The organism is Companilactobacillus halodurans, from assembly GCF_009600995.1.
Taxonomy (GTDB): Bacteria; Bacillota; Bacilli; order Lactobacillales; family Lactobacillaceae; genus Companilactobacillus; species Companilactobacillus halodurans.
This window is the reverse complement of record NZ_VDFO01000055.1, coordinates 1-12,903: the sequence shown is the minus strand read 5'-3', so window position 1 is coordinate 12,903 and position 12,903 is coordinate 1. Positions and strand designations below refer to the sequence as shown.

At 35.4% G+C, this 12,903-nt stretch carries 15 protein-coding genes, 1 tRNA gene and 1 other annotated feature; of the genes, 7 read left to right on the top strand and 9 right to left on the bottom strand.

The window, feature by feature from the left end; genetic code table 11:
- Positions 1-543: 543 nt before the first annotated feature.
- The 5 genes from FHL05_RS11600 to FHL05_RS11580 form a co-directional block, all read right to left on the bottom strand.
- Positions 544-990: a PTS sugar transporter subunit IIA gene (locus tag FHL05_RS11600; RefSeq protein WP_153385578.1), complete on the bottom strand. Its 447-nt coding sequence runs from the start codon at positions 988-990 to the stop codon at positions 544-546.
- Between the two features lie 103 nt (positions 991-1,093).
- Positions 1,094-1,744 (bottom strand): HAD hydrolase-like protein, encoded by a 651-nt coding sequence (locus FHL05_RS11595; RefSeq protein ID WP_153385577.1) that lies wholly within the window; start codon positions 1,742-1,744, stop codon positions 1,094-1,096.
- Between the two features lie 89 nt (positions 1,745-1,833).
- A complete protein-coding gene (locus FHL05_RS11590; protein ID WP_153385576.1) occupies positions 1,834-3,012 on the bottom strand; it encodes a CynX/NimT family MFS transporter in 1,179 nt (392 codons plus the stop codon).
- A 106-nt stretch (positions 3,013-3,118) separates the two neighbouring features.
- Positions 3,119-3,670: a TetR/AcrR family transcriptional regulator gene (locus tag FHL05_RS11585; RefSeq protein ID WP_153522769.1), complete on the bottom strand. Its 552-nt coding sequence runs from the start codon at positions 3,668-3,670 to the stop codon at positions 3,119-3,121.
- 10 nt (positions 3,671-3,680) lie between these two features.
- Positions 3,681-4,154: a nucleoside 2-deoxyribosyltransferase gene (locus FHL05_RS11580; RefSeq protein ID WP_153385574.1), complete on the bottom strand. Its 474-nt coding sequence runs from the start codon at positions 4,152-4,154 to the stop codon at positions 3,681-3,683.
- Between the two features lie 435 nt (positions 4,155-4,589).
- Here FHL05_RS11580 and FHL05_RS11575 point away from each other — a divergent pair, with 435 nt between their 5' ends.
- Complete coding sequence (locus tag FHL05_RS11575; protein ID WP_153385573.1) at positions 4,590-5,549, top strand: ADP-ribosylglycohydrolase family protein; 960 nt, start codon at positions 4,590-4,592, stop codon at positions 5,547-5,549.
- Positions 5,550-5,691: 142 nt separating this feature from the next.
- Here FHL05_RS11575 and FHL05_RS11570 read toward each other — a convergent pair whose 3' ends face one another.
- The 3 genes from FHL05_RS11570 to FHL05_RS11560 are packed head-to-tail and all read right to left on the bottom strand — an operon-like array spanning position 5,692 to position 7,871.
- Positions 5,692-6,546, bottom strand: a complete 855-nt coding sequence (locus tag FHL05_RS11570) for an amino acid ABC transporter substrate-binding protein (protein WP_153522768.1) — start codon at positions 6,544-6,546, stop codon at positions 5,692-5,694.
- Between the two features lie 20 nt (positions 6,547-6,566).
- Positions 6,567-7,205, bottom strand: coding sequence for an amino acid ABC transporter ATP-binding protein (locus FHL05_RS11565; RefSeq protein WP_153385571.1), 639 nt, complete (start codon positions 7,203-7,205; stop codon positions 6,567-6,569).
- Between the two features lie 12 nt (positions 7,206-7,217).
- Positions 7,218-7,871 (bottom strand): amino acid ABC transporter permease, encoded by a 654-nt coding sequence (locus tag FHL05_RS11560; RefSeq protein ID WP_153522766.1) that lies wholly within the window; start codon positions 7,869-7,871, stop codon positions 7,218-7,220.
- Positions 7,872-8,037: 166 nt separating this feature from the next.
- Positions 8,038-8,262 (bottom strand) — a binding site (T-box leader).
- A gap of 152 nt (positions 8,263-8,414) precedes the next feature.
- On the opposite strand from FHL05_RS11560, the gene FHL05_RS11555 reads away from it, so the two are divergent.
- The 4 genes from FHL05_RS11555 to FHL05_RS11540 all read left to right on the top strand — a co-directional run bounded on the left by FHL05_RS11555 (position 8,415) and on the right by FHL05_RS11540 (position 11,176).
- Positions 8,415-8,732, top strand: coding sequence for a PadR family transcriptional regulator (locus FHL05_RS11555; protein WP_153385569.1), 318 nt, complete (start codon positions 8,415-8,417; stop codon positions 8,730-8,732).
- Positions 8,722-9,384 carry a DUF1700 domain-containing protein gene (locus FHL05_RS11550; protein ID WP_153385568.1) on the top strand — a complete coding sequence of 221 codons (663 nt, stop codon included), beginning with the start codon at positions 8,722-8,724 and terminating at the stop codon, positions 9,382-9,384. Before FHL05_RS11555 ends, FHL05_RS11550 begins: the two co-directional genes overlap by 11 nt.
- The gene (locus tag FHL05_RS11545; protein ID WP_153522764.1) at positions 9,377-10,312 is read left to right on the top strand and encodes a DUF4097 family beta strand repeat-containing protein; all 936 of its coding nucleotides are present in this window, start codon (positions 9,377-9,379) and stop codon (positions 10,310-10,312) included. The genes FHL05_RS11550 and FHL05_RS11545 overlap by 8 nt, the downstream gene beginning before the upstream one ends.
- Positions 10,313-10,375: 63 nt before the next feature.
- Complete coding sequence (locus tag FHL05_RS11540) at positions 10,376-11,176, top strand: DUF975 family protein (protein WP_153385566.1); 801 nt, start codon at positions 10,376-10,378, stop codon at positions 11,174-11,176.
- A 56-nt stretch (positions 11,177-11,232) separates the two neighbouring features.
- Here the strand turns inward: FHL05_RS11540 and FHL05_RS11535 are convergent, their stop codons facing one another.
- On the bottom strand, positions 11,233-11,883 hold the full coding sequence (locus FHL05_RS11535; protein WP_153385565.1) for a metal-dependent transcriptional regulator: 651 nt from the start codon (positions 11,881-11,883) through the stop codon (positions 11,233-11,235).
- 119 nt (positions 11,884-12,002) lie between these two features.
- Here FHL05_RS11535 and FHL05_RS11530 point away from each other — a divergent pair, with 119 nt between their 5' ends.
- Together FHL05_RS11530 and FHL05_RS11525 are read left to right on the top strand one after the other, a co-directional pair.
- Entirely contained in the window at positions 12,003-12,524 is a 522-nt protein-coding gene (locus FHL05_RS11530) for a DUF308 domain-containing protein (RefSeq protein WP_153385564.1), read from the top strand.
- A gap of 55 nt (positions 12,525-12,579) precedes the next feature.
- Positions 12,580-12,653 (top strand) — tRNA-Thr (locus FHL05_RS11525).
- Positions 12,654-12,903 lie beyond the last annotated feature (250 nt).

Here is a 12,903-nt window from a genome sequence, read left to right as displayed (position 1 = left end):
AATGGTAAAGATCCATAATTGAGGCCTGAAATTCGGCTGAAAATTTTTGAGTCATAGATAAGTTCTCCTTATTAATTTCACAATTTTAACATAGAGACCGTGTCCGGAATATCAGACTAACACCAATCGATTAGAGTTTTATCCTAGTGGATATGAGTTTGATGTTAATAAGTAGAGAGCGGAGCAGGACGGCTTAGACACCGAGGATTAAAGCAATTTCACAAATTGCTCGCGCACTATGCGAGTGATTCGTGAAATAGATTTAACCGGAAGTGTCTGTCCTGCGCAGCTCGTTTCAAAGTAGAGAGCGAAGCAAGGGCGGTTAGCCCACGAGGATTAAGACAATTTCACGAATTGCCCGCGAACTGTGCGGGTGATTTGTGAAATAGGCTTAACCGGAATGGGTTGCCCCACCGGAGCTCGTTTCCACTATAAAACTAGAACGCGCAACAGTTACCAAAATTTCAAATAGAATAAACAAAAAGATCAGAAATCAAACAAATTTCTGGTCTTTTTTTATGTACATATTCAAATGTAAATTCTCTATTCAGTAAACGACTGATTCAACTTATTCAATTCAGTATCATTAAACTTAATATCATCCAAATCGCTACCATGTAACTTATCAGTAATATTTTGAGTCAATTCATCAACATCTTTTTGACTAGACTTGTCAGGGAATACCCCCACAATCAAGTAATCAATCAAACTTTGATCGTTACCCCAAGCAACAGGGTCCTTAAATGTTAACAATATTGTGTGAACACGGTGTTTCTTCTCACTTGTAGCGTACATAAAGACAGCCCGGTCCTCTAAAATTGTGTTGCCTTGAGCAGCACTGGCAAAAATACTACTTTGGACAGTTTGTTCATCCAGATTGAATTCATCAGCAGCTTTTTGAGCGGCCAATTTTAAGGCACTCATTTGGTCATTATTTTCTAACTCAATATTTGCGGTTGTATGGTTCTTTCTAAAAATTTTGAACATCATTATCTATCTCCTTTGCATGATAAATCTATTAGCGAAGTAGTAGTACTTGCTTTCTACATAAATAATGATATTCTATCGAACCCGTTTCATAGCAAGGGTTAATTTAAAATTTCTTGATAGTTTCTGGAATATCGACAACTTCTTTAGCAATTTCTTGGGCACCGGATTCTTCTAATTCTTGACGATCGCCAAAACCGTATAAAACTCCTAAAGTGTGAACGCCATTATCGATTCCGCCTTTCATATCAGTTAAACGGTCGCCAATCATGACAGTTTGTTTAGAGTCGACACCTGCACTTTGCATACCATATTTTAAAATCTCAGTTTTAGCGGTCCGCGTCATTTCGTCATCAGAAGCCCCGTAAAGTCCGGAAAAATAGTTTTCAAGCCCCAAATGAGGAATTAATTTTTTAATTAAAGATTCAGGTTTAACTGATGAAACATATAATTTATAACCTGCAGCATCTAATTTTTCGAGGGTATCTTTCATATGTGGGTAAATTTTTAGTTGATAGACACCCTTTGTGTTATAAAAAGCTTGATAGGCTTTGATTGCTTCTGGGTAGCGCTCTTTTGGAAAATCAGGATAGAATTTTTTTAAACTGTATGTCAAAGATGGGCCGATGAATTGTCGATAAACATCTTTACCTAAATTTTCCATGTCTAATTTTTCAACCATATATTCGAGTGCGTTGATAATACCCTCTTGGGTATCAGCAATGGTTCCATCAAAATCAAAAAATAAATATCTCATTTGTAAACTCCCCTAAATTTTTCTTTTGTCATTGAATATTATAAAACAAGAAAACAGAGCAACCTAAAAATCTTAGATTACTCTGTTTATTATTCAGCAATAGGTTTGTGTTTGGCAATTAAAACCCCTGATAATGTCAATAAAACTGACATGACTACTAAAATTAAAATAATTAAACTCCATGAACTGATCATATTCTCTAAATAACCGAACAAAACGGGTCCAATCGCGGCCAATAAATAACCAGCAGATTGTGCCATTCCGGAAACTTCGGCAGTTTGGTAAGGATTAGTCGTCTTTTCAGTGAAGAAGATGACAGCCATGTTAAAGGCTAGTCCAGAGCCAAAACCTGTCAAAATAGTAATGATGACTAAGAAGACCGCATTGCCAGTAGAAATCAGGAATCCGAGTGGAGAAATGGCATAACCAATCAAAAGCATTGATAAGAGCCATTTCATACCATGTTTTTTGACTGACAAGTAAGGCACGATAAATGAACAAGGTAGACCACTCAATTGCAAGAGTGTAAGTAGGTTACTTGAAAAAATCGTTCCAATGCCATGGTCCTGAAGGATCGAAGGCAACCAGGTAATCATTGAATAGTAGACTAGTGATTGTAGACCAAAGAAAGCCGTAATCAACCAACCGAGCGATTGATTCCAAACGCTACGATAATTGACCTTCTTTTCAGTTTTAGTTTTATCTCTTTGATTGTGACGTAAGCTAGGAATCCAAAAGAAGAGCGCAATAATTGCTGGAATCGAAAGAATAGCAAGTGTCGATTGCAAACTGATTTTAGTAATAAATATTCCGGACAAAGCTGTTCCAATGGCACCAATCAGCAACATCGATAGAGTGTATAAACTGGTACCTAGTGGAATTTGGTCTGGCAGACGATCCTTGATGATTGCAGGAACTAGGACATTTCCGCTGTCAATGCCGACTCCAGCTAAAAAGGTACCAATCATTAAAGCCCAAATGCTGGGAATAATTCTGAGATAACTTCCTAAAATCAATAGAATAAAGAATATAAAAATTGTTAATTCGTTTCCCAATTTTTTAGCGAATTTAACGATAATTGGTGAAAGAATAGCAAAAGTAACTAGTGGAATCGATGTGATCAATCCAGCTAAAGATTTAGGGATGCCGAGATTTTTTTCAATGGTGCTCAGTAATGGTGGAATGATAGTAATTGGTAAACGAAGGTTTGCCGCTATCAGCATCATACTAAATAAGAACCATCCCTTTTGCGATTTAGATGATTGCATTTTTATCCTCCTAAAAATAACACAATGTCACAATTGTAAACCTAAAGCTTATAACCTGACAAACAAAGAAAGTGCCAACCATCCAAAAAAGGACAGTTGACACATTTTAATCAGACCATTTATTAAAGAAATTTGAGGTAAATTCAATAAATTTAGTTCGTGAAACTTTGAAGTCATTATCTTCAAGATATTCAACCAAGCCAATCAAACCACCTACGATGAAACTAATCATCAGTTCTGGTGCATCTGATTCGGTAATCATTTTAATTAAAGGATCTTTTTGACTTTCAGGATCCTTGCTTTTAGTTTTAACAATATCTTGCAAGATGCTGCGAAACTCCGGATAAAGATTAGCTCTTGTTTGATATTGCGGTGAAATATGGTGGATAAACTTACTATTTTTTTCCATAAAATCAGCAATTTGGAAAACAATCGTTTTAGCATTTGAAGTATTCTCAATCAAATCATCCAATAAGTATGAAAATACAGCATGCAACAATGAGTATTTGTCGCTGAAATAACGATAAAAAGTACTATGGTTGATCATTGCTTCGTCACAAATATCACCAACAGTGATCTTTTCAAATGGTTTCTTCCCTAATAACGAGACCATTGCTGTAATAATGGATTTTTCCGTTCGTTGTGTTACTTGTGACATGATGATCCTCCTAAAGTACTTTCACATTTTCATAGCGTGTCATCAATGAATTGAAATCGTAGTTTTTGATTTCTTGAATATTGTCGTGACCGTTGAAAAAGGCTGTTAAACTTCCTGCAAGCATCAAGTTCAATGGTTCATCAGCCATGTTTCTAACACCGATAACGGGGACATTGTTGGCTACGGCATAACCACATTCCCACATTGTACCGGAGTCTGGTTCCAATTCATTCTCTTCTATTTTATAGTCTAACATTGCGACTACAACATCGGAAACATTTATGTTGTTGATATCATGTTTATAAACGGCAGATTGCCATTCTCTTGAACCAAATTCTGCAGCAGTATATTCGTCTTTTCCAGGACGGAAGATATCACCGATAGTTGGATTTTTTTCCAGCAATGCTTGAACTTCATCGAGACGTTTGATTTGACCCTCGCTAAAAAATGGTCCAGCTAAGTAAACGCGATTCTTTTTATTCATGATTAAATTGAAACTCCTTTATATTTATACTTTAATTATACTGAAATGTTCGGAAAATGCTCGTGAAAATTTTGAAAATAGCCATGATTTTTTCTAATTAAATGGCAATTTCCTGAAAAAATAATAAGAAAAATAAAGAATTTTTTTCGTAAAAAAGCCTTTTCATTATTATCTGAAGATGATATAACTTTCTTAGGCACGGAGGCCGATGCTTATGAATAAAAATTTACGAAAAAATCGTAATGACAAGAAGAGAGTTAGTTTGTTGGCATGGTTCGGCATTTTACTAGCTTTCATTCTGCTAATTTTTTAGGATTAAACATGCTTATTAATATGATTATAGATGGGAAAAATTGTAGTATTCTTAATATAGAAGACTAAAACTAGCTGGGACTGATTAATTTTAGCCCCAGTTTTTCGACGGGAGATGAAGATATGGAAGCGTGTCAAATAGAGAACATCTTATATGCTGGAATTGTTGGTGATGCTTTAGGGGTTCCAGTTGAATTCAAAAAACGTGATTCGTATTATCTGGATGACATGACAGATTCAGGTACTTGGGAACAACCTAAGGGCAGCTGGTCTGATGACACATCTTTTTCATTGCCATTGATGGAGAATCTAACTGAGGGTGGCAATTACGACCAACTAATGAAAAAGTTCGACAATTATATGTTTCACAATCAATATACGCCTGATGATCAAACTTTCGGAATTGGGAATACTTGTACTAAAGCAATTAGAAATTGGTCAGTTAATCACTACTCAGCTTTAAAAAGTGGCGATACTAGCGTTTACGCTAATGGCAATGGGGCATTGATGAGGTTAGCACCATTAGCCATTCATTTAATGGATGAACCTGATTTACAAAAAAGGTTAAAATTGACCAAGAATTATACTAGTTTAACGCACCGTCACCCAAGAGCAATTGTGGGTAGTTATATTTATTTAGAAATTTTACATGCACTTTTAAATGGTCAACCGTTTAGAAGAGTTCTTGAAACGTTACCAGACAAGTTGACCAAGGCTTTACAAAACCAACCTGATGAATTAGCTGAATTGCCAAATTATGAGGCAATGTTCAAATCAGATTTTGATACTACTTTGAGACAAAATATCAAGTCGACAGGATATGTAGTTGATACTTTATTAACTTGTACGTGGTGCGTATTGAATTCAACCAGCATCGATAGTGCCGTGATTTTAGCAGTCAATCTAGGCGACGACACCGATACAGTTGCAAGTATTACTGCTACTTTAGCTAGTTGCGAAATGCTTAGCGACCATATCAGCGATGAGTGGAAAAAACAATTACGGAATCAAGATTTATTAAAGAGTATCATTGAACCTTTTGCTAAAAGTGAAGCAAAACAGGATAAAAGCTTAATAGCTTAAACTAAATAATAGAAAGCGGTACATAATATTAGCTTTCGATCATTAAGGCAAATAGCTCCTGGTAATCGTATTTTGATTACCAGGAGCTATTTATTTTAGGCATAAAAAGTCGTGCTATGTCTCAAATTCTATTTTAGTTGCTTTATTTTTCAGGCTTTATCAATGAATTGTTGGAATTTCCAAACCATTTTTTGTTGATTTGTTGTAATTCGCCAGTATTAGCTAAGTGTTGCAATCCTTGATCAACTTTCTTCTTCAAGGTCTTGTCGCCTTTACGCATTCCAGCTGCAAAGTCTTCACCTGTGAAACCACCACGAGTTACGCGATAAGATGATGGATCTTTTTCTTTACTGATGTAATAACCAGCATAAACACTATCGATCAATAAGCCTTGGATTCGTTTGTCATCTAAATCCATCAAAGTATTATTGAAGGAATCATAGAGGACAGGGGTTTTATTTTTGATGTAATTTTTCAACATAGCAGGGTGTTCATCTAAAAGACTGGCACCGGAGAAACTAATTTGTGCACCTAAGGTTTTGCCCTTCATTCCCTTAAATGAAGTGATGTTATCTTTAGTTTTTGTAACTAAAACTTGTCGGTTAGCCATATAAGGTCGGGAGAACATTAATTGCTTTTTTCTAGCAGGCGTAATGGTATAGCCGTTCCAAATTAAGTCAATCGTCCGATTACGCAATTCAGTCTCTTTCATATTCCAATCAATCGGTTGAAAGTCAGCTTTAATACCATATTGTTTAAAAACAGCTTTAGCCAGGTCTATATCATAGCCAACTAATTTACCATTCTTCTCACGAAAACCCATAGGAACAAAAGTATCATCCAAGCCAATGATAACTCGTCCTCTTTTTTTGATAGAAGACCAAGTATCGGTCGTATTGGCTTCTTGTGCAACAGATTTTTTATCATTGCTGCAACCAGCTAAAGTTAATCCAAAGAAGGCTAATAAGGTTACAAATATTAATATTTTTTTCTTCATGTTATTAATCCCCCTAATGATTAATTATTTAATGGTTTAACTTCAAGCAATTGGTCAGCAATCTTTTTGGCAAAACTAGGATCGTGGGTGATAACGATTTGTGTGATGCCAGTTTTTTTCAAGTCGAGAATCAATTCAGCCACAGTATCACGTAAATTAGGATCGAGGGCTGAAGTTGGTTCATCGTAGCAAAGGATTTGTGGTTGCATCGCTAAAGCTCGAGCAATGGCGACACGTTGTTTTTGTCCACCGGATAATTCAAATGGATATTGATTTTTAAGATTAGTCAATCCCAATTGGCTCAAGAGATTATTAACGTTTTTTTCAATTGTCGCTTTATCTTGTTTTAGAACCATTTTAGGTGCTAAAGCAATATTTTCCATAACTGATAGGTGAGGGAAGAGATTGAAATCTTGGAAAACAACGCCAACGACACGTTCCTTAACGGATTCGTCAAAGGGATCAAAAGATTGATTATTTAAAATAAAACTTCCAGAATCGACTCTTTCTAAACCAGCGATACAGCGGAGCAAAGTCGTTTTACCAGCACCACTAGGTCCAACAATACTAAGAATTGAATTATCTTTCACTTCAAGGCTTAGATTATTAATGATTGTTTTGCCATCGAAACTTTTTGTGACATTCTCTAATTTCAACATAATTTCTCTCTCCTAACGATAATAACTGAAACGTTTCTCTAAGACTTTGAGTACCCAAGTACAAATCAAGGTTAATAATAGATAAATAATACCAACTAAGACTAGGGGCAAAAGCGTGACATCTCGGGAACTAGCAATATTTCCAGCTCTCAATAGGTCGCCCAAGCCAATTACGTAGACCAAGGATGAATCTTTGACCAAGTTGATTACTTCATTACCGATTGAAGGAAGCACGATTTTAACAACTTGGGGGATAATAATTTTTCTAATTGTTTGCCAGTAGCTTAAGCCTAAAACTTTAGCACCTTCAAATTGTCCTTTGTTGACTGAATCAAATCCACCACGGAAGATTTCGGCGAAATAAGCAGTGTAGTTGAGGATAAATGCAAAGAGTGCGGCATCGTATCTTTCAAAGACGATATGTGCAAATGGCATATTTGGCAGTCCGTAAAAGACAAAGATCAATTGGAGAAGCAATGGGGTTCCACGCATGACCCAAATGTAGAATGAAAGAATCCAACTTAATGGTTTGAATTTAGAGCTTCTTCCCAATGATACCAAGACTCCTAATGGTAATGAACAAATGATTGTCCAAAAGAAAACTTTTAAAGTCATTGCGGTACCGCTCAATAATGACGGTAAAATTTCCAAGATATAGTTCATCATAATTTCTCTCCCCTTTACAAGTATAAAAAAACGCCCACTAGCATAATGCTAGAGGACGTCTTGACGTGGTTCCACCTCGAGTTCGTTAATATCTCACGATACTAACCTCAAGAAGTTATTGCAAAATAGATATCGTAAATAAAAAAGGCCCTCTCAGTCAAAAGACTAAGAGGGCGACTTATTCGCGGTACCACCTCTGGTTCCTAACATCTCACGATACTAGGCTCATGAAGTTACAATAACTTCAGCTGTAACGGTGCTACCGAAATGACCTACTTGATTTTCAATCATTCAACTTACAGATGTGTTTCGCTAGGTAAAAAGATCAACTCGCACCAACGTTGACTCTCTGGACTAATTTACAAAGCTACTCTTCTGTCGTCGTTTTTCTTACTTGTTTTAAAATGTTGAAACAAGCTTACGGCCTATAATGAAAAAAGTCAAGTATTTTTTATTCAAAATTGACTTATATTATTATATGTAATATATTGTTAATCAAACGATATTATACGACGTATAATATATGGAAAATGAGGAGATAATATGGCAATTCAAGTTTCGACTGAGATTCTTGAAGGCTCAGTCTTAGCTCTACTCACTAAAAAAGATTATTACGGTTATGCGATCACTCGCGAAATCAAGAAGATTTTTCCAATTTCTGAATCAACGATGTATCCAATCTTACGTCGTTTGAAAAACGAAGATTGGTTAAGTACCTATGATGAAGCGTTTGAAGGTCGAAATCGTCGATACTATCAAATTACAGATTTAGGAAGAGAGCAATTAGTGAAGATAAAGAATAATTGGCAAGAATTAAAGGCAGCAACAGATGCTATCTTGGAGGGGAACAATGAAAAATAATGCAGTTGAGTCTTATATTGATGAATTCAAACTTTATTTGCATCAGCTTGATGATAAAGAATGCAATGACGTCGTAGAATTTTATCAAGAATACATGATTGATGCTAATTTGCAGACTTCAGACAAAATTATTAATGAATTGGGAACACCCAAGAATTTGGCTCGGAAAGTTTTAGCAGATTATTCAATCAAAATGTCTGAAGAGAATTATAAGAATTTCAATAACGGTCAGATAACTAGCAGCGAACGTTTTTCTAAGAATATGAAAATGATTGGCTTAATTATTTTGGCCTTAATGGCTTCTCCAGTAGCGATTTTGATTGCCATTATTTTGATACCATTAATGTTGATTATTGTGGGTGTAGCAGTATTCTTAGCTTTATTGTTCTTATTCTTGTTGGCTATGTCCGTAGTTGGCGGTATCGGAGCTATTTTTATCGGTCTATCAGTCATCTTTCAGTCGTTTGCGACAACTATTTTTTATGTCGGCGTCGGGTTGCTTATTCTAGGCGTTGATTTCTTCTTAATACCAGTAGCAATCGTCTTATTGAAGTGGTTCTTTAGCGTCGTGGTAATTTTCTTCCGCTGGTTAGGAAAGAAGTTACTATACGGTCGAAAAACTCCGATGAAGGGGGAAAAGAAGAATGCGTAAGTATTTTGTAACCGGCTTTTATTTACTGATAGTCGGTGGAATATTGCTCCTAGGTGGATTTTTGATGGGCGCCAATCGTTCCGTTGTTTGGAATCACGGCTTTAAAGTGGCCCAAAATGTTGATGAAACCTATCCTTTGGAAAAATTCGATAATATTTATCTAGATGGTCGTAGTGCTAACGTTAATGTTCGTTTTGGCGACCGTTATAAGATTCATGTCGATGGCGATAAATCACAGGCACCAACTTATAAAGTTAAAGATGGTACATTAACAGTTTCAGCCAATAAGCAAAAAAACCATATCGGCGTGAATGTTTTTGGACGTGAATCAGTAACGATTACTATTCCAATGAACAAATCACTTGATAATATCAGCATCAATTTGGCTGATAGCAATATTCACATTAATGATGTAACGGTAAGTCATCTGATGAAAACCGCTAAAGACCTGGATTATGATGCAAATCTTTATTTGAATGATGTAACGATAAAAAAACTTAATAAAGCAAACTTTTATAACGCTACGTTCAGTACGAAGAATTCTAAAATAAGTGATATGACTTTATCAGCTAGTGATTATTCTGATTTTAAAGCCGATAATACGACCTTTACCAGATCAAATATCAACTTAGATGAATCGAATTTAAGTCTTCAGGAATCAAATTTGGATTCGATGAATGCCTTGATTAATCACGGCAAGGTCGCTATATCTAAATCAACGTTGATGAATCAGAATAAATTTAAATTGTTTAATTCAGGACGATTTAGTGGAAGCTCAATAATGGTTGATGGAATGAAATTGTCAACTGACCGTGGAATTGTTCGTTACTTTGGTAAAAATTATGGAAATAATTATCAAAATAAAATTGATTCTACTAATTTATTGGATGTGAAGGCAGCCGACAAGGGTCTGATTACAATCAAGTAAACTATGCTGCTATTGCTTTCTTTGTTATAATGGCGTTATTGCAATTGTGAGGGATATTTATTGATGAATAACGCGAAAAATAGAATATCTGCCTTGGAAATCAGAAGGGAAGCCCATCGAGCTTTTAGAAAAGATATAAAGGGAAATATATCTTTGAATGTCATTCCGATTCTATTGAGATTTGTGGCAGTGTATTTTGGATTAAAAATTTATACCAATTGGATGGCTAATTTGAATGTCAATTTGGCTAATCCAGAGCAGGCTAGTAAACGTCTGTCAGAAATATCGATGAACATGGCTAATGACCCAAGTTCAGCTGGAAACTATATGTTGACGTTGACACCGGAAACTAGCGTGTTTGTTTATGCTTTTATGTTTTTCTTTATCTTGATTTGCGTTGGCGTGTCCTATGCGATTTTAGATAAAATACGTCAGCCTGATTATCAAACAAACGCTTTGAAAGACAGTTTACAAATTTTCTCAGGACGCTACTTTTTCCCATTGCTCTTTATAACGGCGCTATTCGGGTTGTTTATTGAAGCAGGATTTATGCTATACATAATCCCGGGAATTTGGTTTTTGATGATTTTTTCGCAAGTCTTTTTAGTTTTCAAAGATGATGTCGAAGATCAAGGCAAGTGGACCTTGAGGATGGCTTTTTCAACCTTTAGTCGAAGCTCAACGTTAATGAGGGGTTACAAGTGGACTTACTTTTCACTTTGTTTAGAATTTTTCTTCTGGGAAATTTTAAATGCTTTAACTCATGAGTTGCTATCAATTTGGTTGCAACCATATGAGCAATTGACGCTCACAACTTTTTATCAAAAAGTCCTAGAAAATAATCAAAAGAATCAAAGCAAGTAATAAAATAGCCTAGCAATAATTTCAGATTTGAACTGAAATATTGCTAGGCTTTTGTTTTATCTGTTTTCAACGAAGATGTAATCAATGGCTTTAGCACCAATAGTGATATTAGTTCCGTCTTCTTTTCTGACGACTAATGAGTTATCAAATTTTTCATGTTTAATAACTTCGATAATATCGTCAATTTCAATATTTAAACTGCCGAAATATTGCAAAAAGTCATAATTATCAGAAACTCTGACAATTTGAACACGTGATCCATCAGAAATCATACTCAATAGCTTGTCGTCGGCATCAGTTTCACCTTGACCATTACCAGGGATAATTCCGCCATGTGGGCAACGTTGTGGGTGATCAAGGAAATCATTCAGGTGATCGATTAAATCGTCATCTGAGGAGTGTTCAAGAGCATCAGCGTTATGATGGACATTATCAACCGGGTATTTGAGACATTTGTTAAGAAAAACTTCCCAAAGGCGGTGCGTTCTAACTAACTTTTCGGAGACTTTATTTCCCTTAGGAGTCAGGACGATTTTATTGTAAGGAGAATGCGTTAAGTAACCCTCGCTGGATAAGGCATTCAACATTTCTGTCACTGATGGAGCAGAAACGTTCATGATTTCTGAAATACGTTTATTAGTGATTTTAGTGAAATCATAATTTAATTCATAGATGGTTTTTAAATAATTTTCTTTGTTAGGGGACAATTTTACAACCTTTCGTTTAACCTAATAATATTATTAGCTTATATATTATAGCGCATATCTTACAACTTTGATAATTTAAAATGTTAAAATTATTTTATATTAAAAAAGGGGGAGTCGTTATGAGTGAACCAAGACGTCATTTCGATTGGTTTGGATTCATCATCGGACTAGTGTCGTTATACGCCGGTTATTTAGTGTTGTGGTATCCACTGAATAGTTTGTCGACAATTGCAGTGATCTTTGGGGGATTAGTCATTTTAAGAGGAATTTATCAACTTTGGCTGGGATCGCAAATGACTAAATATTTAGGAGTCCGCAGCGGTTGGACAATTTTTTTTGCTATTGTAAATATTATTATTGGAATTATTTTTATTTCCCATATTAGTGTGGGAATTACCGTAATTGTGTATATGTTTGCCATTTGGTTTTTACTGGATGCGATATTCCAAATATTCACTTCGCGTCTGTATCATTTCTTTGGTAGAAAATACTATATTCTAATTGTTATCGTAGCGTTCTTGAATTTGTTATTTGGATTTATTTTATTATTTAATCCCGTTCTTGCAGGAGGTTTCATTGTCTTTATGCTGGCCTTTTTCTTCTTTGCAACCGGAATAGCTGAAATAATTGAGGCATTTTAGGTAAAAGCATTTTCTGCTACTATTAAATTTGCTAAAATAGTGTAGAAGATGTCTTGCCGTCTTAGCTCAGATAGGTAGAGCGTCACCATGGTAAGGTGAAGGTCGTCGGTTCAAATCCGACAGTCGGCTGAAATGGCGGTTGAGAGTCACTTTTTAGACTCTCAACCGTTTTTTTATACAAATTTATAAAAAATATTATCTCAAAAATACATAGTTTTAAAAACTAGCTAGTCAAGTTTACATAACTAAAATAAAGGCTGTACGATAAATAAAGTTGATAGGTATTTTGCCATCAACTTTATTTTTGTATACCATTTATTAGTAATAACCATTTAAGAACACCAAAAAAGGACACCATTCATGCCCTTTAGATGTTCGA